General features: G+C 72.1%; 21 protein-coding genes. 9 read left to right on the top strand and 12 right to left on the bottom strand.

Going from position 1 to position 20541, the window contains the following annotated elements:
• Positions 1 to 104: 104 nt before the first annotated feature.
• The 4 genes from rlmB to ispD all read right to left on the bottom strand — a co-directional run bounded on the left by rlmB (position 105) and on the right by ispD (position 4948).
• The gene (gene rlmB, locus RL72_RS09765; protein WP_045250646.1) at positions 105 to 1112 is read right to left on the bottom strand and encodes a 23S rRNA (guanosine(2251)-2'-O)-methyltransferase RlmB; all 1008 of its coding nucleotides are present in this window, start codon (positions 1110 to 1112) and stop codon (positions 105 to 107) included.
• Positions 1105 to 2517: a cysteine--tRNA ligase gene (cysS, locus tag RL72_RS09770; protein ID WP_045250647.1), complete on the bottom strand. Its 1413-nt coding sequence runs from the start codon at positions 2515 to 2517 to the stop codon at positions 1105 to 1107. Before cysS ends, rlmB begins: the two co-directional genes overlap by 8 nt.
• Positions 2518 to 2671: 154 nt before the next feature.
• Positions 2672 to 3649, bottom strand: coding sequence for a zinc-binding dehydrogenase (locus tag RL72_RS09775; protein WP_045250698.1), 978 nt, complete (start codon positions 3647 to 3649; stop codon positions 2672 to 2674).
• Positions 3650 to 3748: 99 nt separating this feature from the next.
• On the bottom strand, positions 3749 to 4948 hold the full coding sequence (gene ispD / locus RL72_RS09780) for a 2-C-methyl-D-erythritol 4-phosphate cytidylyltransferase (protein ID WP_045250648.1): 1200 nt from the start codon (positions 4946 to 4948) through the stop codon (positions 3749 to 3751).
• 212 nt (positions 4949 to 5160) lie between these two features.
• Here ispD and RL72_RS09785 point away from each other — a divergent pair, with 212 nt between their 5' ends.
• The 4 genes from RL72_RS09785 (at position 5161) to RL72_RS09800 (ending at position 8308) form a co-directional block, all read left to right on the top strand.
• Positions 5161 to 5502, top strand: a complete 342-nt coding sequence (locus RL72_RS09785; protein ID WP_045250649.1) for a PadR family transcriptional regulator — start codon at positions 5161 to 5163, stop codon at positions 5500 to 5502.
• 4 nt (positions 5503 to 5506) lie between these two features.
• Positions 5507 to 6388 carry a permease prefix domain 1-containing protein gene (locus RL72_RS09790; protein WP_045250650.1) on the top strand — a complete coding sequence of 294 codons (882 nt, stop codon included), beginning with the start codon at positions 5507 to 5509 and terminating at the stop codon, positions 6386 to 6388.
• 88 nt (positions 6389 to 6476) lie between these two features.
• On the top strand, positions 6477 to 7493 hold the full coding sequence (locus RL72_RS09795) for an ABC transporter ATP-binding protein (protein WP_045250699.1): 1017 nt from the start codon (positions 6477 to 6479) through the stop codon (positions 7491 to 7493).
• A complete protein-coding gene (locus tag RL72_RS09800) occupies positions 7490 to 8308 on the top strand; it encodes an ABC transporter permease (RefSeq protein ID WP_052674310.1) in 819 nt (272 codons plus the stop codon). Before RL72_RS09795 ends, RL72_RS09800 begins: the two co-directional genes overlap by 4 nt.
• Before the next feature lie 61 nt (positions 8309 to 8369).
• On the opposite strand, the gene RL72_RS09805 is transcribed toward RL72_RS09800, so the two are convergent.
• Positions 8370 to 8852 carry a CarD family transcriptional regulator gene (locus RL72_RS09805; RefSeq protein WP_045250651.1) on the bottom strand — a complete coding sequence of 161 codons (483 nt, stop codon included), beginning with the start codon at positions 8850 to 8852 and terminating at the stop codon, positions 8370 to 8372.
• Positions 8853 to 9019: 167 nt separating this feature from the next.
• Here RL72_RS09805 and RL72_RS09810 point away from each other — a divergent pair, with 167 nt between their 5' ends.
• Positions 9020 to 9568: a hypothetical protein gene (locus RL72_RS09810; protein ID WP_045250652.1), complete on the top strand. Its 549-nt coding sequence runs from the start codon at positions 9020 to 9022 to the stop codon at positions 9566 to 9568.
• Positions 9569 to 9625: 57 nt separating this feature from the next.
• Here RL72_RS09810 and RL72_RS09815 read toward each other — a convergent pair whose 3' ends face one another.
• Both RL72_RS09815 and RL72_RS09820 read right to left on the bottom strand, forming a co-directional pair.
• The gene (locus tag RL72_RS09815; RefSeq protein WP_045250653.1) at positions 9626 to 10309 is read right to left on the bottom strand and encodes a response regulator transcription factor; all 684 of its coding nucleotides are present in this window, start codon (positions 10307 to 10309) and stop codon (positions 9626 to 9628) included.
• On the bottom strand, positions 10306 to 11574 hold the full coding sequence (locus tag RL72_RS09820; RefSeq protein WP_082072308.1) for a sensor histidine kinase: 1269 nt from the start codon (positions 11572 to 11574) through the stop codon (positions 10306 to 10308). Before RL72_RS09820 ends, RL72_RS09815 begins: the two co-directional genes overlap by 4 nt.
• A gap of 230 nt (positions 11575 to 11804) precedes the next feature.
• On the opposite strand from RL72_RS09820, the gene phoU reads away from it, so the two are divergent.
• Positions 11805 to 12515: a phosphate signaling complex protein PhoU gene (gene phoU, locus RL72_RS09825; RefSeq protein WP_045250654.1), complete on the top strand. Its 711-nt coding sequence runs from the start codon at positions 11805 to 11807 to the stop codon at positions 12513 to 12515.
• Between the two features lie 131 nt (positions 12516 to 12646).
• Here the strand turns inward: phoU and RL72_RS09830 are convergent, their stop codons facing one another.
• The gene (locus RL72_RS09830; protein ID WP_045250655.1) at positions 12647 to 13390 is read right to left on the bottom strand and encodes a phosphoglyceromutase; all 744 of its coding nucleotides are present in this window, start codon (positions 13388 to 13390) and stop codon (positions 12647 to 12649) included.
• 148 nt (positions 13391 to 13538) lie between these two features.
• On the opposite strand from RL72_RS09830, the gene RL72_RS09835 reads away from it, so the two are divergent.
• Entirely contained in the window at positions 13539 to 14498 is a 960-nt protein-coding gene (locus tag RL72_RS09835) for an intradiol ring-cleavage dioxygenase (protein ID WP_045250656.1), read from the top strand.
• A gap of 62 nt (positions 14499 to 14560) precedes the next feature.
• Positions 14561 to 15382 carry a class I SAM-dependent methyltransferase gene (locus RL72_RS09840; RefSeq protein ID WP_045250657.1) on the top strand — a complete coding sequence of 274 codons (822 nt, stop codon included), beginning with the start codon at positions 14561 to 14563 and terminating at the stop codon, positions 15380 to 15382.
• A gap of 5 nt (positions 15383 to 15387) precedes the next feature.
• On the opposite strand, the gene pabB is transcribed toward RL72_RS09840, so the two are convergent.
• The 4 genes from pabB to RL72_RS09865 form a co-directional block, all read right to left on the bottom strand.
• Positions 15388 to 17511: an aminodeoxychorismate synthase component I gene (pabB, locus tag RL72_RS09845; protein WP_082072309.1), complete on the bottom strand. Its 2124-nt coding sequence runs from the start codon at positions 17509 to 17511 to the stop codon at positions 15388 to 15390.
• Between the two features lie 4 nt (positions 17512 to 17515).
• Positions 17516 to 18649: a CAF17-like 4Fe-4S cluster assembly/insertion protein YgfZ gene (gene ygfZ, locus RL72_RS09850; protein ID WP_045250658.1), complete on the bottom strand. Its 1134-nt coding sequence runs from the start codon at positions 18647 to 18649 to the stop codon at positions 17516 to 17518.
• A 2-nt stretch (positions 18650 to 18651) separates the two neighbouring features.
• Positions 18652 to 19272 carry a nitrobindin family protein gene (locus RL72_RS09855; RefSeq protein ID WP_045250659.1) on the bottom strand — a complete coding sequence of 207 codons (621 nt, stop codon included), beginning with the start codon at positions 19270 to 19272 and terminating at the stop codon, positions 18652 to 18654.
• A 206-nt stretch (positions 19273 to 19478) separates the two neighbouring features.
• A complete protein-coding gene (locus RL72_RS09865; protein WP_045250661.1) occupies positions 19479 to 19769 on the bottom strand; it encodes a hypothetical protein in 291 nt (96 codons plus the stop codon).
• 68 nt (positions 19770 to 19837) lie between these two features.
• Between RL72_RS09865 and RL72_RS09870 the strand changes: the two genes are divergently transcribed.
• Positions 19838 to 20530: a winged helix-turn-helix transcriptional regulator gene (locus RL72_RS09870; protein ID WP_045250662.1), complete on the top strand. Its 693-nt coding sequence runs from the start codon at positions 19838 to 19840 to the stop codon at positions 20528 to 20530.
• Positions 20531 to 20541: the final 11 nt, after the last annotated feature.

Consider the following 20541-nt stretch of genomic DNA (forward strand, 5'->3'; position numbering starts at 1 on the left):
CCACGCAGCGCGCATCCGTCCACGGATGTGCGCTGCCGGTCAACGCCGTGCGCGGGAGGTCATGCGCGCAGCGCGCAGACCCGTCCCGCGGACGGCGCGGCCGCTCAGCCCTTCGCGGCGCGGACCGTGGACACCTGGTACAGCGCCACGGAGGCCGCGATCCCGGCGTTGAGCGACTCGGTCGCCGCCGAGATCGGGATCGACACGATCTGGTCGCAGGTCTCCGTGACCAGGCGCGAGAGCCCCTTGCCCTCGGAGCCGACGACGATCACCACAGGACGGTCCGCGAGCTGGACCTCGGGCAGCGAGACGTCGCCGCCGCCGTCGAGACCGAGCACGAACACGCCCTGCTTCTTGAACTCCTTGAGCATCGTGGTGAGGTTCGCCGCGAGGGCGACGGGCACACGGGCCGCGGCCCCAGCGCTGGTCTTCCAGGCGGCCGAGTTGACGCTCGCCGAACGCCGCTGGGGCAGGATCACGCCGTGGCCGCCGAACGCCGCGGTCGAGCGGATGATCGCGCCGAGGTTGCGCGGATCGGTGATGCCGTCGAGCGCGACGAACAGCGGCGTCTGACCGCGATCGATCACCTGCTCGAGCAGATCCTGCGGGTGCGCGTACTCGTACGGCGGCACCTTGAGCGCGACGCCCTGGTGCACGCCGTCGAAGCCCGCCATGCGGTCCAGCTCCTGCCGCGTGACCTCGAGCACCGGGATCTCCCTGTGCCGGGCGATCGCGAGCATCTCCTTGACGCGGTCGTCCATCTCGACGCGCTGCGCGATGTACATCGTGGTCGCCGGGATCTTCGTGCGCAGCGCCTCGAGCACCGAGTTGCGTCCGGTGACGGTCTCGGTGTCGTTCGACGCGGCAGACGACGACACGCGCCGGTTCGGATTGGATCCACCCTGCGGCTTCTGCCCGACCCGCCCCTTGCCGCCCGCGGCGGCGTAACGCTCCTGGGCGGCCTTGCGCTTGCCGGCCACGTGCCAGGCGCGGTCCTCGGCCTTCGGGGTGTTGCCGCGACCCTCGAGCGCCTTGCGGCCGTTGCCGCCACTGCCCTTGGTCGCGCCCTTCTTCTTGCTGTTGCCCGCTCCGGGCCTGCTCGGCTTAGCCATCGATGCTCCAATGAGTTCCGTCTGGAGTGTCCTCCAGGGTGATGCCCGCGGCGGCGATCGCATCGCGGATGCGATCGGCGGCGGGCCAGTCCTTGTCGGCGCGCGCCTGGGCGCGCTGGGTGATCATCGCCTGGACGAGGGCGTCCAGCGCGGTGGTGGTCTTCGTGTCGGATCCGTCGTCGGCCCACTCCGGTCCGAGGGGGTCGATGCCCAGGATCCGGGTCATCGCCTGCACGTCAGCGAACGCCTCGACCGCCGCCTCGCGGTCGGAGCGGTCCAGCGCCGCATTGCCCGCGCGCACGGTCTCGTGCAGCACCGCGAGCGCCTGCGGCACGCCCAGATCGTCGTCCATCGCCGCGGCGAACGGCGCCGGCAGGTCGCGGCCGGCGTCCGCGAGGTGCGGGCCGTATGCGCGGATCACCCGCTCCTGGAACGTGCGGATCCGGCCGAGGGCGGCCTCCGCCTCGCTCCACGAGGAGTCGGTGAGGTCGAGGCTCGACCGGTAGTGGGCCGCGGCGAGCGCGTAGCGGATCACGAGCGGGTCGTGCGCCGCCAGCACGTCGGCCGCAAGGGTGAAGTTGCCCAGCGACTTGGACATCTTCTGCCCGTCGACCGTGACGAGGCCGTTGTGCACCCAGTACCGGGCGAAGCCGTCGCCGGCCGCGGTCGACTGCGCGAGCTCGTTCTCGTGGTGCGGGAACCGCAGGTCGAGTCCGCCTCCGTGGATGTCGAACTCCTCGCCCAGATAGCGGCGCGCCATCGCCGAGCACTCGATGTGCCAGCCCGGCCGCCCGGCGCCCCAGGGCGAGGCCCAGGTCGCGTCGGCGGGCTCCTCGGGCTTGGCGCCCTTCCAGAGCGCGAAGTCCTGGGGGTTGCGCTTGCCGCGCGGGTCCGCATCGGCCGCCGGCTCCATGGCGTCGACGGACTGACGCGTCAGCTCGCCGTACGCCGGCCACGAGCGGACGTCGAAGTACACATCACCGGATCCGTCGGCCGCCGGGTAGGCGTGACCGCGGTCGATCAGGCGCTCGATCAGCTCCTGCATCTGCGGGACCGACGCCGTCGCCCGCGGCTCGTACGTCGGCGAGAGGATCCCGACCGCGGCGTACGCCGCGGTGAACTCCTGCTCCATGCGGTAGGCGAGCCCCCACCACTTCTCGGCGTCCGTCGCGTTCGCGAGCACCTTGTCGTCGATGTCGGTGACGTTGCGGACGAAGGTCACGCGCTCGTACCGCCGCTGCAGCCATCGGCGCAGCAGGTCGAAGCTCAGCGCGGCGCGCACGTGCCCGATGTGGGGCCCCGACTGCACCGTGGGTCCGCACACGTACATCGTCACGTTCGAGGGGTCGAGCGGGACGAAGTCGCGCAGTTCCTGCGCGCGCGTGTCATGGAGGCGGATCGTCACCGCTCAAGCCTACCGGGGCGCCCCTGACAGTTTCGGAGCGCGGGACGCCTCCTCCACCTCCGTCTATTTGCGCCGAACCGTGGGATCTGAGGCCCGCAGGCCGCAGATCGGCGCAAATAGACGGATACGGGGACGGAGCGGCGGCGGGGGCGGGTCAGGGACGCAAGAGGATCTTGCCCTCGCGGCCGGCGCGCAGGGTGCCCTCGGACGCCTCGCCGACGCGTTCGAACGGCAGCACCGCCTCGACCGGAAGGGTGAGCGCTCCGTCCCGCAGACGCTGCAGGAGCTCGCCGAACAGCGCGCCGCGCTGCTCCGCAGGCATGGCCGCGGCGACCTTCGATCCCCAGAAGCCGCGCACCGTGAGCTGCTTGAAGATGACGTCGCCGGAGGAGATCCGCATCGTCGGCGACGCCATCGCCCCGAACACGACCAGCAGCCCTCCGTCGCCCAGCATCGCGGCGATCTGACCGCTGCCGTCGCCACCGACAGAGTCGATCCCCGCACGGATCGGGGCATCGCCGGCCAGCGCCCTGACCTGCTCCTGCCAGTCGTCCGCATCGGTCGCGACCACGTTCCGCACGCCCTGCGCGGCCAGCTCGGCGATCCCCTCCGCACGGCGCACCAGACTCACGACGTGCAGACCGCGCGCCGCGCCCAGCTGGGCGACCATGCGGCCGACTGCACCGTTCGCGGCGTTCTGGATCATCCAGTCCCCCGAGCCCAACCCGAGCGAGTCCAGCACGCTGATCGCGCTGAACGGCATGGACCCGAGCTGCGCGGCCTGCTCGTCCGGCACGTCGTCCGGCACCGGGATCAGGCCCGCCGCGGATGCCAGCACATACTCCGCCCAGGCGCCGAACGCGCCGGCGGCGGTCACCCGGCGACCCACCAGGGCGGCATCCACGCCCTCGCCCACGGCGTCGACCACGCCCACGGCCTCCGTGCCGGAGCGCGCCGGCAGCTCGGGCTTGTACCCGTAGAGACCGCGCACCGTGAGCAGGTCGTGGTTGTGCACGGTCGCGAGCAGCACGCGCAGCCGCACCTGGCCGGGGCCGGGCTCGGGCAGCGGCACCTCCTGCACCGACAGGACTTCGGCGGGGTCCCCGAACGAGGAGTGGACGAGTGCGCGCATGGTGAGCCTCTTCTCCGGCATGGACGCGGCGGACCGCCGCATGCTCCCAGCGTAGGCAGGAGCGGAGAACGGGCGGAACAGGATCCTGCCGTCCCGGATTCAGCTGCGGGCGATCGGGCGCACGCGGGCGATCGGCTGCACGAGCGCCACCGCGGTGACGGAGATCCCCTCCCCGCGCCCCGGGAAGCCGAGCCCGTCGGTGGTCGTCGCCGACACCGCGACGGCGGCCCCGCCGAGTGCCGCGGACAGCGCCTGCTCCGCCTCGGCGCGGCGCGCGCTGAACCGCGGCCGGTTGCCCTGGAACTGCACCGAGACGTTGCCCACGGCGAACCCCGCCTCCGCCAGGATCTCCGCGGTGCGTGCGAGGAACACGTCGCCGTGCGCCCCCGCGTACTCCGGGTGGGCGGTGCCGAAGTGCTGCCCGATATCGCCGAGGCCTGCCGCGCCGAGCAAGGCGTCGACGATCGCGTGCGCCACGGCGTCGCCGTCGGAGTGCCCTTCCAGCGCCGGCTCGCCGGGCCAGTCCAGGCCTGCGAGGCGCAGGGTGCCGCCGGCGGCGAAGGCGTGCACATCGGTGCCGATGCCGATGCGCGGGAGGGCGGGCTCGGTCGCTGCGAGGATCATGCGGGCGCGCTCCAGGTCGTGCGGGGTGGTGATCTTGAAGGCCTCTTCGGATCCGGGCACGTGATGGACGGCTCCCCCGGCCGCGGCGAACAGGGCCGCATCGTCGGTGTGCTCCGCCCCCCGCTGCACGGCCTGCGCATACGCCGCTTCGAGCTCGGCGCGCGGGAATCCCTGCGGCGTCTGCGCTGCGGCGAGCTCCGCGCGGTCGACGGGCGCGATGACGACGCCCGCGTGCACTCGCTTCAGGGTGTCGACGACCGGGAGCGCGGGGATCGCGCCGACTCCCGGGGCGACGGCGTCGGCGACCGCGCCGAACTGGGCCGCGGGGGCCAGCGCCCGGGCGGCGTCATGCACGAGAACGGTGTCGATGCCGTCGGCGAGCACGGCGAGACCCGCCGCGACGGAGCGCTGACGGGTGTCGCCGCCCGCGACGACCTGGACAGGGCGGCCGTCCGCCGCCTCCGTCGCCTCGGCCTCCCGCCCGGCCGGGACGACCAGGACCACCTGCGCGGGCTCCGCGGCGAACACGCCGTCGAGCGCGTGCTGCAGGATCGTGCGTCCGGCCAGCGGCACGAAAGCCTTCGGCGCCCCGGCGGCAAGCCGGGTGCCGGACCCCGCCGCCACGACGATCACGGCACTGCGGGTGAGGGGCGAGGACGAGGGCTGGTCGTTCACGCTCTCACGTTAGCGCTCGCCGACTCGCGACGTTGTGCGGGGAGGCGCTGCCGTTCTGCAGGTTCCGCCCTCCTCGCGGGCGCATCACGTCGCGGATCGATGCCTAACGCGCGCTGCGCGGATCCTCGTCTCCCTGCATAACCGCCGGGCGTCCCTGCAGAATGTCAAAGTTACTTGCGTGAATGAGTACTTGATCTGATACAGTACTTGACATGAACGAGGACGCCTTCTCCGCCGACCTCCTGCGCGGGCACACCGACACGATCGTGCTCTCCACGCTCCGAGGCGGCGACCGCTACGGCTTCGAGATCTACAAGACCATCCGGGATGCGACCGGAGGGGACCACGAGATCAAGGAGGCCACCCTCTACGCGACCTATCGCCGCCTCGAGAAGGACGGCCTGGTCGAGTCTTACTGGGGCGACGAGACGCAGGGCGGTCGGCGCAAGTACTACCGGATCACCGACGCCGGGCGCGCGGTGTACCGAAGCAACGTCGCGGCATGGGTCGCCACCCGCCGCGTGATCGACACTCTCCTGGACGTGAAGGGCTGACCCCATGAACACCGACATCCACCGCCTCCTGGACGAGGCCTTCGCCGGGATCGAGATGACTCCCGCCGCACAGGATCTGAAGGAGGAGATCCGCGCGAACGTCGCCGCCCAGGTCGACGACCTCGTGGCCGCAGGCGTCTCCCCCGCCGAGGCCGCGCAACGCGCGATCGCCGAGCTGGGCGATGTGCGTTCGCTGCTGGACGACGAGCCCGCCGCTCCCCTCGGCTGGGAGGCGCTCAGCGCCCGCAACCGGGTGCGGCCGAAGCCCGGGTTCGTCGTGCGCACCGTGCTGCTGAGCGTGCTCGCCGCCGGGGCCCTGATCGGTATCCTGCTCGCGCTGCTGCTCCTGCATCCCGCGGGCCCGGCGCTCGTGGCCGGCCTCGGCGCCGTGGCCGCGGTGTCGCTCGGCGTCGTGACCGCCGACGCGCTGCTGCAGGAGACCACGACGAACCATCCGCTGCCCGCGCGGCGCGCGGTCGGGTTCGGGCTGGCCACGGGCGGGACGCTGCTCGCGCTGGCGCTCGGCGGGGCGTTCGCGCTCGCCCTCGACCAGCTGTGGCTCGTGATCCTCGCCGCCGTGCTGCTCGTCGCCTCGATCGCGCTGTTCTCCTATCTCGGTGCGACCCAGACCAACCGCCACAAGGCCTGGATCCACGGCGCCATGACGCCGATGCCGCCGAACCGCTTCGAGACGGATCCGGAGGCCGCCGCCCGCTTCGGCATCTACACCGCCGTGATCTGGTTCGTCACTCTCGCCGCGATCGTCGTCCTCGTCTTCACCGCCGGCTGGTGGTGGGCTCCCGTCGCATTCGTGGCGGGCCTGGCAGCCATGATGCTGCTCCTCGCCCGCATGCTCTACGCACCGCGCAGCGGCGACCGCCGCTGACCGGTCGGGCGGATCCCGGCACAGAACCGGGACGGATCCGCCCTCCCCCACACGAAGAAGAACCCTCAGAACGGAAGGGATGCTCGTCATGCCTGCAGAACACACCGCCATCGTCGCCGACCACCTCGTGAAGGAGTACCGCGGCCGCGGCCGCCGGCCCGCCGTCCGAGCCCTCGACGGCCTGAGCTTCACCGTCCCGGCCGGACGCGTCTTCGGCCTCCTCGGCCCCAACGGCGCCGGCAAGTCGACCACCACCAAGATCCTCACCACCCTGTCGCGGCCGACCTCCGGACGCGCGGTCGTGGCGGGGCGCGACGTCGCATCGGCACCCGGCGACGTGCGCACCGCGATCGGCTACGTCTCCCAGGGGACGGGCACGGATCCGAACCTCACGGCGACGGAGAACCTCGAGATCGCCGGTCGCATGCGCGGTCTCAGCGGATCCGAGGCCCGCGCCCGCTCGGCCCGACTGCTCACGGAGTTCGACCTCGACGACGCCACCCGGCGCCCCGTGCGCACGTTCTCCGGCGGCATGCGCCGCCGCCTCGACGTTGCTGCAGCGCTCGTTCATCGTCCGCAGGTGCTCTTCCTGGACGAGCCGACCACGGGCCTGGACCCCGAGGCCCGCGCGACGATGTGGGCGGAGATCCGCCGTCTCGCCGGCGAGGAGGCGCTCACGGTCGTGCTCACCACCCACTACATGGAGGAGGCCGATCGACTCGCCGACGAGCTGCTCCTGGTGAACCGCGGGCGGGCCGTCGCCCATGGATCACCGGACGAGCTCAAGGCCGCATTGCACGGCGACGCCGTACGGGTGACGCTCATCGAGCCCGACCCGGTCGCCGTACGCACCGCGGTCGCGGTCGTGCCGGGCCTGCGCGACGTGCTGGTCGAGACGTCCGGCGTCGACGGCCTGCTCGTGGCGCGCACCGACGACGCCGCCTCGGCGGTCGGCGCCGTGATCGCCGCGCTCGACGCCGCAGGAGTCCGCTACGGACAGGTCGCGGCTTCCCACCCCACCCTCGACGACGTGTACCTGCACTTCGTCGGCCACACCTTCGGCGACGCCCCCACGTCCGCCCTCACGGAAGGAGTCGCCGCATGAGCGCGATCGCCCTCTCCCCCGCTCACCAGGCCGCCGCCGCCCAGGCGGGCTGGCTCACGCAGACCGGGCAGGTGTTCCGGCGCTGGTCCATCGTGTCCGTGCGCCAGGCCTGGGGCCCGGTCATGAGCCTGATCCAGCCGGTGATCTGGATCCTGCTGTTCGGCCAGGTGTTCCGCACTCTCGGTGCGCTGCCGGCCTTCGGCGGCCACGGCTACATCGACTACCTCGTGCCGGGGATCCTCATGATGACGGTGCTCTACTCGGGCGCCTGGGCCGGCACCGGCTACATCGAGGACATCGACTCGGGGGTGATGGACCAGTACCTCACGTCTCCCCTGCGGCGCTCGGCGATCATCGCCGGCCAGCTGCTGCAGCAGCTCGTGATCAACGTGCTGCAGTCGGTCGTCGTGCTGGGCATCGGCTGGCTCGGCGGTGCGCGCTATCCCGGCGGCGCCGGCGGAATGCTCGCCGCCCTCGCGGTCGCGACCCTGCTCGCGGCGACGTTCTGCTGCGCCTCGACGGCGGTCGCGCTCACGGCGCGCAGCCAGATCGCGCTCATCAGCCTGTCGCAGCTGATCGTGCTGCCGGCCACCTTCCTGTCGACCACGATGATGCCCGCGGCCGCGATGCCGGACTGGGTGCAGAACGTGTCCCGAGGGAACCCGATGACCTGGGCGGTCGAGCTCGGGAGGGGCGGCCTCGCCGGCGTCTTCCCGGCGGACGGCTGGTGGCAGGCCGGCGGCCTCGCCCTGCTCGCGTGCCTCGCCTTCGCCTGGGCCCTGCGGGCGATCCACCGCTACCAGCGCTCGATCTGAGACCGTGCGGGCGCGAAGAAGGGGTGGATGCCGTTCGGCATCCACCCCTTCTTGAAGGATCTCAGGAGGCGAGGACCTCGTCGAGCAGCGATCCGGCCTTCTCCTCGTCGATCTTCTCCGCGAGCGCGAGCTCGGAGGTGAGGATCTGACGGGCCTTGGCCAGCATGCGCTTCTCGCCCGCGGAGAGGCCGCGGTCCTGATCGCGGCGCCACAGGTCGCGGACGACCTCGCTGACCTTGATCACATCGCCCGAGGCGAGCTTCTCGAGGTTCGCCTTGTAGCGGCGCGACCAGTTGGTCGGCTCCTCTGTGAACGGGGCGCGCAGCACCTCGAAGACCCGGTCCAGGCCTTCCTGGCCGATCACGTCGCGCACGCCGACCAGGTCGACGTTCTCGGCAGGCACCTCGATGATGAGGTCTCCCTGCGTGACGTTCAGCTTCAGGTACTTCTTGGTCTCACCCTTGATCACCCGGTCCTTGACCTCGATGATCGTCGCGGCGCCGTGGTGCGGATAGACCACGGTCTCACCAACCTCAAAAAGCATAAAGTCGTGTCCTTTCGGCAACCTCCAGGATACCACAGCCGGAATGCGCTAAGGTTCGCGCCCCCTGCCCGCTCCCTCCCCTCTCACGCGCATGAGCCGAGCCGTGTGCGGACGGCGCGTGCCCCTAGAATGGTGCTGGATCATCACGTGAATTTTCTGGAGGACCCGTGAAATCGCGCCTTGCTGCGTCCATCGCCCTCAGCGCCCTCGTCATCGTCGGCGCCACCGGGTGCGCCGGGATCACTCCGCAGGCGACCACGATCGACTACTCGGCCTCCGACGGCGCCAACGTGCCCCGGAAGGGCCCGATCGAGGTGCGCAACGCCTTCTTCGTCGTCGACGAGGCGGGCACCACCGGCAACCTCGTCGCGGGTCTGGTGAACACCACGGCGGACTCGGCGACGATCCACATCACCGTCGGCGACGGCCCCGGTCAGAGCGTGCGCGTCGCGGGCCAGAAGTCGGTGAGCCTGGGCGGCGACGACGCCGAGCCGCTGACGTTCGAGGGCCTGGACACCAAGGCCGGGAAGACCGTCGACGTCTACTTCCAGTCCGGCAGCGCGGAGGGCGTCAAGTACGCGATCCCCGTGCTCGACGGCACCCTCCCCTACTACTCGAAGCTGGTGCCGAGCGCGAAGCCGAGCCCCGCTCCCACCACCACCGTCGCGCCGGCGGTCGAGCCCACCCCGACGCCCAGCGAGACGCCGGTCGGCTGACCTGCCACACAGAAGGCCCCTCGATCCTCGGATCGGGGGGCCTTCTGCGTGGGCTCCTCAGCCTTCGAAGCGGTAGCCGAGGCCGCGCACGGTGACGAGCATGACCGGCTCGGAGGGGTTCTCCTCGATGCGCGAGCGGATCCGCTTGATGTGCACGTCGAGGGTCTTCGTGTCCCCGAAGTAGTCGCTGCCCCACACCCGGTCGATCAGCTGGCCGCGCGTGAGCACGCGTCCCGAGTTGCGCATGAGCACCTCGAGCAGCTCGAATTCCTTCAACGGCATGTTGATCACCTCGCCGTCGACGGCGACCGTGTGCCGGTCGATGTCGACCGTCACCCTGCCGCCCTCGAGGATGCGCTCGTCCACGTCGTCCTCTGCCTGCACGACGCGGCGCAGCACCGCACGCATCCGCGCCAGCAGCTCGCGCGACGAGTACGGCTTGGTGATGTAGTCGTCGGCGCCGAGCTCGAGCCCCACGACGATGTCGACCTCGGAGTCCTTCGCGGTGAGCATGATGATCGGAACGGCCGACGTGGTGCGGATCTGCCGGCACACCTCGGTGCCCGGCATCCCCGGCAGCATCAAGTCGAGCAGGACGATGTCCGCCCCGCTCTCGCGGAACAGGGCGAGCGCGGTGGGTCCGTCCTCGGCGATCTCGACCTCGTAGCCCTCCCGGCGCAGCAGATAGGCGAGCGGGTCGGCGAGGTCGGGCTCGTCTTCGACGAGGAGGATGCGGGTCATACGAGTTCTCCGGTATCGGTGCGGGGGTGGTCCGTGCTGATCACGGGCGTGGAGGACGTGCGGGGCGGCTTACGGGCCTTCCGCTTCTTCTTGCTCTTGTCCTTCTTCGGCTTCTTGTGCCGGCCCGGATCCTCGTCGACCTCGGGCGCGGCGATCTGCGGAAGGCGCATGGTGAAGGTGGAACCGCGGCCCGGGCGCGACCACAGCCGCACCTCCCCGCCGTGGCGCTGCGTCGCGTGCTTGACGATCGACAGTCCGAGCCCCGTGCCGCCGGTGCGACGCGACCGCGCCTCGTCGGCCCGGTAGAACCGCTCGAAGATGCGGTCGCGATCGGCCTCGTCGATCCCGATGCCCTGGTCGGAGACGGAGATCTCGACGACCCCGTCGTCGACGCGCACGCCGACGCCCACGCGGGACCCGCGGGGCGAGTAGACGATCGCGTTGGCGACGAGGTTGCCGACCGCCTCGATGAGGATCTGCGCGTCGCCCTGCACCCAGGCCCCACGGTCGCCGCCGCGGGTGAGCTCGACGCCCGCAGAGGCCGCCTGCACGGCGTGCGCCTCGATGCTCGTGGCGATGACCTCATCGATCGCGACCGGGCCGAACGCGCCGAGTCCATCGGAGGACTGCAATCGGGACAGGCTCATGATGCGGCCGGTGAGCTGCCCCAGACGCGCCGCCTCCGCCTGGATGCGCGTCGCGAACGCGCGCACCTGCGCGGGATCGTCGGCGGCCGACTCGATCGCCTCGGCCAGCAGGCTCACGGCTCCCACCGGCGTCTTCAGCTCGTGGCTGGTGTTGGCGACGAAGTCGGTGCGCATCTGCTCGAGGCGCTCCTGCTCTGTCACGTCGCGGATGATGAGCAGGCTCAGACGGGGCCCGATGCGGCTCGCCCTGGCCGCGACGAGCCGCGGATCCAGGCTCCGGCCGCCGCGCGCGAGGCGCAGGGTCGCCCTCTCGCTGCCGCCCTCGCGCACCGCGCGCACGAGCTGGCGCAGCTCGGGGTTGTCCAGCGTCGCGCCGACCCCGATGCCGAAGCGGGCGGCCGCGGTGCTCGCCGCGGTCACCAGACCGGAGGGGTCGACCGCGCATGCAGCGTCGTCCATGGCAGCCAGGACGTCGGTCAGGCCGTCCGGCAGCTCGCTCGACGCCTGCTGCTCCGCCACGGTGCGCGCCCGCATCGCGGCCACGATCATCGCGACGACGCCTGCGCCGATCACGACCCCCAGCCCGAGGGCCAGCAGGGCGAGCAGAGTGCTGTCCATGTCCCCCAGCGTAGAGGTCGTTCACCCTCTGGATCGGCGGGTTCCGGGCCGTCGCACCCCCTGGCGCGGTACTGTTCACGAGCACGGCACCAACCGTTAACCTTCGCCGAACACAATCGGCACGTGCGCGCCACGACCTGTGGCGGGCACCGCCCCGTGCCCGCCTCGCGGGCCGCCGTGCGACCCTTCCCGGCCGACGTCAGGGGTCACCGAACGAAAGGTGCGCAGCCATGCGCGAAGTCTTCCACCAGTCTCTGGAGCACCTGCAGGCGCAGCTCGTCGAGATCGCCGACCTCGTGGCCGTGTCGATCGAGAAGGCCACCCGCTCGTTCGCGACCAGCGACGTGGCGCTGGCCGAGGAGGTCATCGCCGACGACGCCCTCATCGACGGGCTCGCGGTCGCGCTCGACGAGCAGGCCATCGAGATCCTCGCTCGCCAGCAGCCGGTCGCCCGCGATCTGCGCATCGTCGTGACGGCGCTGCGCGTGAGCGCGTCGCTCGAGCGGATGGGCGACATGTCCGAGCACATCGCGCAGCTCGCGCGCCTGCGCTTCCCCGAGCGCGCGATCCCGAAGGGCCTCAAGGGCACATTCACCCGCATGGGCGAGCTGGACGTCGAGATCGCCCGCACCCTGGCCCAGCTGCTGCGCACGCAGGATCTGCGGCTGGCCGACACGATCCGCAACGCCGACGACGACGTGGACGAGCTGCACGCCAGCGTCTTCGAGAAGGTGCTCAGCGACAACTGGAAGGGCGAGGCGACCGCGACCGTCGACGCCACCCTGGCCAGCCGCTACCACGAGCGCTTCGCCGACCACGCCGTGGCCGTCGCGAAGAAGGTCGTGTACCTCGCGACCGGAGACTGGGCCATCGACGAGGAGGACATCGCCCTCGCCGTCGAGGCGCAGGTCGAGGCCGAGTCGGGATCCGGCCTGGCCTGAGCCCCGTCCCGCGCGGAGGCCTCCCGCCTCCCTCGCCGAGACCCCCGTACAGCGCCGAAACCCCCCTCCGCCAGCGCGGCGAGAGGGGGGTTTCGTTGCTCCGAGGGGGTCTCGGCGCCGTCGGCCGGGCGTTACTTCTTGCCCTGGTTGGCCACGGCGGCGGCGCCCGCGGCGGCGGCCTCGGGGTCGAGGTAGCGGCCGGGGCCGGTGGGCACGTTGTCCTCGTCGAGCTCGTAGACCAGTGGGATCCCGGTCGGGATGTTCAGTTCGGCGATGTCGTCGTCGCTGATGCCCTCGAGGTGCTTCACGAGGCCGCGCAGGGAGTTGCCGTGTGCGGTGACGAGCACCGTCTTGCCGGCCTCGAGGTCGGGCACGATCGCCGACTCCCAGTACGGCAGCAGGCGGTCGATCACGAGCTTGAGCGACTCAGTGCGCGGCACCTCGCCGTCGATGCCGGCGTAGCGGGGGTCGTTCACCTGGCTGAACTCGCTCGCGTCGTCGAGCGGGGGCGGCGGCACGTCGAAGGAGCGGCGCCACAGCTGGAACTGCTCGGGGCCGAACTCCTCGAGGGTCTGGGCCTTGTCCTTGCCCTGCAGAGCGCCGTAGTGGCGCTCGTTGAGACGCCACGAACGGGTCACCGGGATCCACAGCCGGTCGGCCGCGTCGAGCGCGATGTTCGCGGTCTGGATCGCGCGGCTGAGCAGCGACGTGTGCAGCACGTCGGGCAGGATCCCCGACTCGGCGAGCAGCTCGCCTCCGCGGCGGGCCTCGCTCTTGCCCTGCTCGGTCAGCCGGACGTCCACCCAGCCGGTGAACAGGTTGAGTTCGTTCCATTCGCTCTGGCCGTGGCGGAGCAGGATGAGGGTGCGCGTCATGAGACCCAGCCTACGGCGTGCGCCGCGCCGCCCCGAAGCCCGGGTCACCGCGTGACGGCGGTGACTTAGGGGACGCATAGCAGGCGCACAGGGTCAGTCCCGCCGGAGCCGAGAGGATCCTTCTGTCACCGCACGAGAGGACCAGGACATGAGCACCTTCCCCGACCCGACCCGCACCCCGCAGGGCCCCGCCTACGAAGGCCGCCTCCTCGACCGGCCCGACGAGGAGGTGGTCGATCAGGGCGCTCCGTTCGACCTCCGCACCCTGTTCTCGCGGCGCACGGTGCTGAGCCTGGTGGGGCTCGGCGCGGGCGGTGCCGTGCTGGCCGCGTGCACGCCGAGCACCTCCAGCGCCGCGTCGACGGCGACCTCGACCCCGGCGCCCACCGTGACCAGCACAGCGCCCGCCACCACGGCCGCGGCCGTCGCGCTCCCGGCCGCGGAGATCCCGGACGAGACGGCCGGCCCCTATCCGGGCGACGGCTCGAACGGCCCGGACGCGCTGGCCGATTCGGGGATCGTGCGACAGGACATCCGCTCGTCGATCGGCGCAGGCACCACCGCCGCCGGCGTGCCGCTGACGTTCTCGCTGAGCATCCTGGACATGGCATCCGGCGACGCGCCCTTCGCCGGGGTCGCCGTCTATGCCTGGCACTGCAATGCCGCCGGCGGATACTCGATGTACTCGTCGGGCATCGAGAAAGAGACCTACCTGCGCGGTGTGCAGGTGGCAGACGCCGATGGCAGGGCTTCGTTCACCTCGATCTTCCCGGGGTGCTACTCCGGCCGATGGCCGCACATCCACTTCGAGGTGTACCCGAGCGCGGCCGACGTCACCGACTCCGCGAACGCGATCGCCACCTCGCAGATCGCGCTGCCGCAGTCCGCCTGCGACGCCGTGTACGCGACGGCCGGCTACGACGGCTCGGCGCAGAACCTCGCCCAGACGTCCCTGACCTCGGACAACGTCTTCGGCGACGACGGCGGAGCACTGCAGCTGGCGGCCGTGACGGGCGACACCGCGAGGGGCTACTCCGCGACCCTCACCGTGCGCGTGGACACGAGGACCGCGCCGACCGGCGGGTCGATGGGCGGCGGGCCGCGCTGACGGGCGGTCTCGATCGGGAAGGCCCGTCCCGACAGGGCTCTGGGACCGGGCAGGATGGATCCATGGCGTCCTCTCCGCTCGGCCGGCCCACCCGTGGCACGACCGGCACGAACCGGCTGCGGCGCAACGACCGCTGGATCGCCGCATCCGAGGCGTTCCGCCGTGCCGCGGATCCGCTCGTGGTCGACCTGGGCTTCGGCGCGAGCGGCGTGACCGCGTTCGAGCTCGCGGCCCGGCTCGTGCACGTGCGCCCCGACGCAGAGGTGCTCGGACTCGAACTCGACCCGGCGCGTGTGTCGTCCGCGCGGGAGCAGCTCGCCGAGCTCCGCCGGGGAGGCGGGCACTTCCCCGCGGATCTGCCGGTGTCGTTCGCGCGCGGCGGGTTCGAGGTCCCGCTGCCCGACGGCCGCCGTCCCGCCGTGATCCGCGCGATGAACGTGCTGCGCCAGTACGACGAGGCGGATGTGCCGGACGCCTGGACGCGGATGGCCTCGCGCCTCGCGCCGGGCGGCCTGCTCGTCGAGGGCACCTGCGACGAGATCGGCCGCATCGCGAGCTTCGTCGACGTCGATCCGACCGGGGCGCCGCAGCGCCTCACGATCTCGCTGCGCCTGGCGGGCCTGGAGCGCCCGTCGATCGTCGCCGAACGGCTGCCGAAGGCGCTGATCCACCACAACGTGCCCGGCGAGCGCATCCACTCGCTGCTCACCGACCTCGATCGTGAGTGGGAGCGCGCCGCCGGGCTGTCCGCGTTCGGGGCGACCCAGCGCTTCCTCGCCGCGATCGCCGCACTGCGCGCGTCGGGGCATCCCGTGCTCGGCGGCCGCGCCCGCTGGCGACTGGGCGAGCTCACCGTGCCGTGGAGCGACGTCGCACCGGACTGAGCCGGTCAGCCCTCGGGGAACTCCGCTCCGGTGAGTCGCAGCAGCGGGCGGGCCTTGACGGCGGTCTCGGCGTACTCGTCGTCCGGGTCGGAGAGCGAGACGATCGCGCCCCCCACGCCGTAGTCGACGTCCTCGCCCTGCTGGATCATGGTGCGGATCACGACGCTGAGGTCGACCGATCCGTCGAACGAGAAGTACCCGAGCGCGCCGCTGTAGAACCCGCGCGCCCCGCCCTCGAGGCGGTCCAGGATGGCCATCGTCCGCAGCTTCGGCGCACCGGTCATCGATCCGGGCGGGAACGCGGCGCGCACGCACGCGACCGGCGTGGCGGCGAGCGTCGATCGCACCGTGCTGACCAGCTGATGCACGGTCGCATAGCTCTCCACCCGGAACAGGCCGTCGACGTGCACGGATCCGAGCTCGGCGGTGTGGCCGAGATCGTGCCGCACCAGGTCGACGATCATGAGGTTCTCGGCGCGGTCTTTCTCCGCGGCGGCGAGCTCCGCACGGATCCGCTCGTCCTCCTCCTCGTCGGCACCGCGCGGGCGCGTGCCCTTGATCGGGCTGGACTCGACCGCGCCGTCCGCCGTGATGCGCACGAACCGCTCGGGCGAGGTGCTCAGCACGCTCACGCCGGCGATGCGCAGGAACGCGGCGAACGGGGCCGGGTTCTGCCGGCGCAGCGCGAGGTAGGCGGCGAGTGGATCGCCGACGCCATCGCCGCCGACGCCGTGCAGCAGGTTCGTGAGGCAGGCCTCGTACGTCTCGCCCGCCGCGATCTCCTCCTGCGCGGCGGCGATGAGCGCGAGATAGCGCTCGCGCGAGTGCCGCGCGGTGAGCACCGGCACCGCGGCGCGATCGTGCGCACGGTGCTCCGGGGCGGGGCGGTCGTCCAGCGCCTCGATCCGGGCGGCGACGCGATCGATCCATCCGGCGTCGTCCCGCGCGAGGAGATGGATCCGGTCCTCCTGATGGTCCACCACCAGCGCCCGGTCGAGCCGCACGAGCAGGGCGTCGGGAGTCGCGGCGCGGCGGTCGTGCGGGGAGCCGCACTCGGCCCGCAGCTCATAGCCGAGCGCGCCGACCCAGCCCAGCGCGAAGGGCACGTCGCCCGCCTCGACCACGGATGCCGAGAGCTCCGCGTCCAGCCAGTCGAAGAAGCCCGACCGCACCTCGCGCACGCGCCCGCCCTCGGTGAGCGTCACCGTGCCCTCCCGCACGTCCGCGACGGCCGTGGGCAGATCGTCGCCGCCGCCCAGGATCGAGTAGCGCGCACGGTCGTCGCCGCGGCGGTTGCCGTCGAGCCACACCGCCTGCGCCGCGTCGCCGAACAGCTCCGTGAACAGCGTCTCCGTGTCGACCGCGGAGGTCAGCGTGCGTCGCAGGATCGCGCGCGGGGACGGTCCGCAGGGGCGCGTCTCCGGAGTCTGCACGTCGACCGTCCCGGCTGCACGCCCGCGCTCGACGAGTCCGTCGCGCACGAGCGCGACGAAGTTCGCCATCATGCGCGTGCCGTCGTGGGTGCCGATCGACTCGGGGTGGAACTGCACTCCCCACAGCGGAAGCTCGCGATGACGGATCCCCATGATGACGCCGTCGTCCGCGCGCGCCGTGACGACCAGCTCGTCCGGCACGTCGTCGATGAGCAGGGAGTGATAGCGGATGACCTCCACCGGCGAGGGCAGCCCCTCGAACGGTCCCGTGCCGTCGTGGAAGACCGGCGACGGCCGGCCGTGCCGGGGCTCCGGGGCGCGGCGCACCGCAGCGCCGTACGCATGGCCCAGCCCCTGGTGACCGAGGCACACGCCCAGCAGGGGGATGCGCCGCTCCGCCGCGATCCGGATGGCGTCGGCGCAGATCCCGAAGTCCGCGGGCACACGCGGGTCGCCGGGTCCCGGCGACAGCACGACGGCGTCGAAGCCGTCCAGCACGGACGGGCTCCAGCCCGCCCAGTCGTTGTGCACGACCACGGGCGCCCGTCCCGCCGTGGCGGCGATCTGGTGCACCAGGTTGTACGTGAACGAGTCGTAGTTGTCGATCAGCAGGATGCGCGGCGAGGGTGCGAGCGCGTCCGGGATCCGCGCGCCGACGGCCCCCGCCTCCCGGCTGTCCGAGCCCACCGCAGGCATCGGCTCAGAGCGCGTCGCGCGGGTCCGGCGCGGACGGCCGGCGCGACAGTCGCGTCAGTCGCGGCACGTCGGCGGTCGCTCCGGCGTCGGCGGGGACGATGATCTCCTGCGCAGCCGCGACGTCGCCGTCCGGGGTGCGCACGACGAGGTCCCCCACGGGGGCGCGCCGGGACAGGATGGCGAGCGCGATGGGCCCGAGCTCATGATGGCGCGCCGCGGACGTGATGTGCCCGACCTCGTCCTCGGCGGTCCCGTCCGCGCTGCGCGCGACGACCGCCGCGCCCGATGCGGGCAGCACGCTCTCGCTGCCGTCCAAGTGCAGCGCCACGATGCGGCGGGGCGGGTGCCCGAGGTTGTGCACCTTCGCGACGGTCTCCTGGCCGCGGTAGCAGCCCTTGTTCAGGTGCACCGCGGTGCGGATCCAGTCGGTCTCGTGCGGCAGCGAGCGCTCGTCGACCTCGGCGGCCCAGCGCGGGCGCCAGGCGGCGATGCGCAGCGCTTCCGCGGCGAGCGCACCGGCCCAGACGACCGAGGCGTCCGCGGCGAGCGCGGCGGCCGCGTCGGCATCGAGCACGACGGTGCGCCAGTGATAATCCGTGCCGGGGTGCTCGCCCTCGTGGTACTGATGTCCGCCCGGCTGGACGGCCGGCCAGGGGTCGGTCCAGACGACCGGTACGCCCTGCGGGGCGTGCGCCGCGCGCTCCGCCCGCTGCTCCGCGGCACCGCCGGCGAAGAAGCCGGCGACGGCGAGCTCCGGGCGCACCGCGACGGTCACGTCGGCGCGGAAGACCATGCGCTTCAGCCAGGCCGCCAGAGGTTCGGCGTCTGCAGCGTCGGCGATGAGCCAGGTCGAGGCGCCGTCGTCGAAGACCGCGGCGACGTGCTCGACGCGCCCCTGCGGATCCAGGACGAGCAGCTCGGTGCTGTCACCGGCGCGGAGCCGCGCGACGGACTGCGAGGTGATCGAGTCGAGCCACGTGAGGCGATCGGATCCAGTCAGCTCGATCACGGTGCGGTCGGCGAGGGGGGCGAGAGCGTCGCCGCCTTCGAGACCGCGCTGCTCCCGCACCGGGTCACCGAAGTGCGCGACCACGTCGCCGTCGAGGATCGCCCCGGGGAGAGGCGGGAAGCCGGTCACGATCAGACCTTGGCCAGTCGCGCGGAGGCGTGCGAGCCCAGGTCCGCGCCGAGGGCCGCGATGTCCCAGGCCCACAGCAGGTGGCCGTCGACGAGGCCGTACATGCGGCTCGCGGCTCCGTACTCCTTGGCTCCGGCCGCACGGACGATCGCGTCGGTCGCGATGTCGATGCGCGGACCGTCGATGCGTCCGAGGTAGAGCTCGAGCGTGCCGTCGGAATGGGCGATCGACACCTCGATCGGGAAGCCGCCCTCGGGCAGCCGCAAGGTCTCGACGTCGTCCACGGTGCGGGCGGCGTCGCGCCCCTCACGCGGCGGCAGCAGCGCCGGCCCGGCGTCCTGCGCATCGGCAGGACGCGAGAGCCGCCAGAAGCCGGACTCGGCGACGAGTGCGACGGGCTCGCCGCCCTCCGGAGTGAACGTCCCGGTGGCGGCGTAGTTCAGGAACGGCCCGCCGTCATGGCTGAAGCTCACGCGATGCGCGAACTCGCCCTGGAACCGGTGGCCCTCGCCGCCGTCGGGGCCGGGCACCGCGTAGTCGATGACGCCGGTACCCTCCCAGACGCCGAGCAGCCACGAGAGCGGCACGATGTCGGCGGGCAGGTCAGAGGGAAGATCGAGCATGCGCAGCCTTCCGGATCAGCGGATGTGGGCTCGGCCGGAGACCGGTCAGCGCTGGCCGCGGAACAGGTTGACCAGCACGGCCCCCGCGCAGAAGGCGATCGCGAGCCCCGCCAGAGCCAGCAGGCCGACGAAGAAGAGTTCGAGCGCGACGATGTCCATGTCACCTACTCTACTGCGGTCCGCGCGGTGTCCGGCGCGGGGCGGGCTCAGGCGCCGAACAGCGCCGCGATGCCGAATCCGGCCGACACGATCCCCATGACCAGGAGCGCGCCGAGGGATCCCGCCGACACGCGGAGGATGAACCCGCGGGTCTCGCCGCGGGAGAGCTGCACGGTGAACGACAGCAGCACGCAGAGACCGAACCCGATCGCGTACCAGGTCATCATCAGCGCGGCCGGCGCGAAGATCCCGATCAGGATGGCGACGACGGCGGCGGCGGCCCAGGTGACGACGAGCCCCACGAACGGGCTGCGCGGGGCGAGGACGGGATCGGCCATGCGCCCATTGTCACTCATCGGCGCTGTGCATGCGCTGCTGGGTAGAGTGTCAAGCGGAAAGGATCCGCGTGGCGCAACTGCTCGTGCTGACGTCGCCGGGAGGCGAGGGGCCGGTTCTGCCCGCCCTGGAGCTGCTCGGCCATCGCGTCCGGGTGATCCCGGCGCAGCCCGCCGAACTGGTCACCGCGCCCGACGCGGACGCCGTGATCGTGGATGCGCGCACCGATCTGGTGGCGGCGAAGTCACTGTGCACCCTGATCCGCACCACCGGGCTGCGCGGCCCCCTGTTGCTGGTCGTCACCGAGGGCGGCATGACCGCCGTGAACGGCGAATGGCGCATCGACGATGTGCTGCTGACCGGCGCCGGTCCCGCCGAGATCGACGCGCGGATCCGGCTCGCCCTGTCGCGCGAGGCGCCGGCGGCCGAGCCGGTGCGGGTGCAGACCTCCGGGCTGACGATCGACGAGCAGTCCTACTCCGCCAAGCTGCGCGGCACTCCCCTGGATCTGACCTACAAGGAGTTCCAGCTGCTGCACTTCCTGGCGACGCATCCGTCCCGGGTCTTCACGCGCGAGCAGCTGCTCAGCGAGGTGTGGGGCTACGACTACTTCGGCGGCACCCGCACGGTCGACGTGCACGTGCGACGGCTGCGCGCGAAGCTCGGCGATCAGGAGCACATCATCGGCACCGTGCGCAACGTCGGCTACCGCTTCGCGGTCGACGAGGACGACACCCGGCCCGTCTCCCCCGGCACGCGCTGAAGCGGACCCGG

It is taken from the genome of Microbacterium azadirachtae (genome assembly GCF_000956545.1).
Lineage (GTDB): Bacteria > Actinomycetota > Actinomycetes > Actinomycetales > Microbacteriaceae > Microbacterium > Microbacterium azadirachtae.

Bases quoted from the DNA above. Each gene is read 5' to 3' on its own strand.
- RL72_RS09840 (WP_045250657.1), top strand. From the start codon at position 14,561: ATGGCGTCCTCTCCGCTCGGCCGGCCCACCCGTGGCACGACCGGCACG.
- RL72_RS09830 (WP_045250655.1), bottom strand. From the start codon at position 13,390: ATGACGCGCACCCTCATCCTGCTCCGCCACGGCCAGAGCGAATGGAAC.
- pabB (WP_082072309.1), bottom strand. From the start codon at position 17,511: ATGCCTGCGGTGGGCTCGGACAGCCGGGAGGCGGGGGCCGTCGGCGCG.
- RL72_RS09805 (WP_045250651.1), bottom strand. From the start codon at position 8,852: ATGCTTTTTGAGGTTGGTGAGACCGTGGTCTATCCGCACCACGGCGCC.
- RL72_RS09815 (WP_045250653.1), bottom strand. From the start codon at position 10,309: ATGACCCGCATCCTCCTCGTCGAAGACGAGCCCGACCTCGCCGACCCG.
- RL72_RS09790 (WP_045250650.1), top strand. From the start codon at position 5,507: ATGAACACCGACATCCACCGCCTCCTGGACGAGGCCTTCGCCGGGATC.
- rlmB (WP_045250646.1), bottom strand. From the start codon at position 1,112: ATGGCTAAGCCGAGCAGGCCCGGAGCGGGCAACAGCAAGAAGAAGGGC.
- phoU (WP_045250654.1), top strand. From the start codon at position 11,805: ATGCGCGAAGTCTTCCACCAGTCTCTGGAGCACCTGCAGGCGCAGCTC.
- RL72_RS09795 (WP_045250699.1), top strand. From the start codon at position 6,477: ATGCCTGCAGAACACACCGCCATCGTCGCCGACCACCTCGTGAAGGAG.
- RL72_RS09865 (WP_045250661.1), bottom strand. From the start codon at position 19,769: ATGGCCGATCCCGTCCTCGCCCCGCGCAGCCCGTTCGTGGGGCTCGTC.
- RL72_RS09855 (WP_045250659.1), bottom strand. From the start codon at position 19,272: ATGCTCGATCTTCCCTCTGACCTGCCCGCCGACATCGTGCCGCTCTCG.
- RL72_RS09785 (WP_045250649.1), top strand. From the start codon at position 5,161: ATGAACGAGGACGCCTTCTCCGCCGACCTCCTGCGCGGGCACACCGAC.
- RL72_RS09775 (WP_045250698.1), bottom strand. From the start codon at position 3,649: ATGCGCGCACTCGTCCACTCCTCGTTCGGGGACCCCGCCGAAGTCCTG.
- RL72_RS09820 (WP_082072308.1), bottom strand. From the start codon at position 11,574: ATGGACAGCACTCTGCTCGCCCTGCTGGCCCTCGGGCTGGGGGTCGTG.
- RL72_RS09800 (WP_052674310.1), top strand. From the start codon at position 7,490: ATGAGCGCGATCGCCCTCTCCCCCGCTCACCAGGCCGCCGCCGCCCAG.
- RL72_RS09835 (WP_045250656.1), top strand. From the start codon at position 13,539: ATGAGCACCTTCCCCGACCCGACCCGCACCCCGCAGGGCCCCGCCTAC.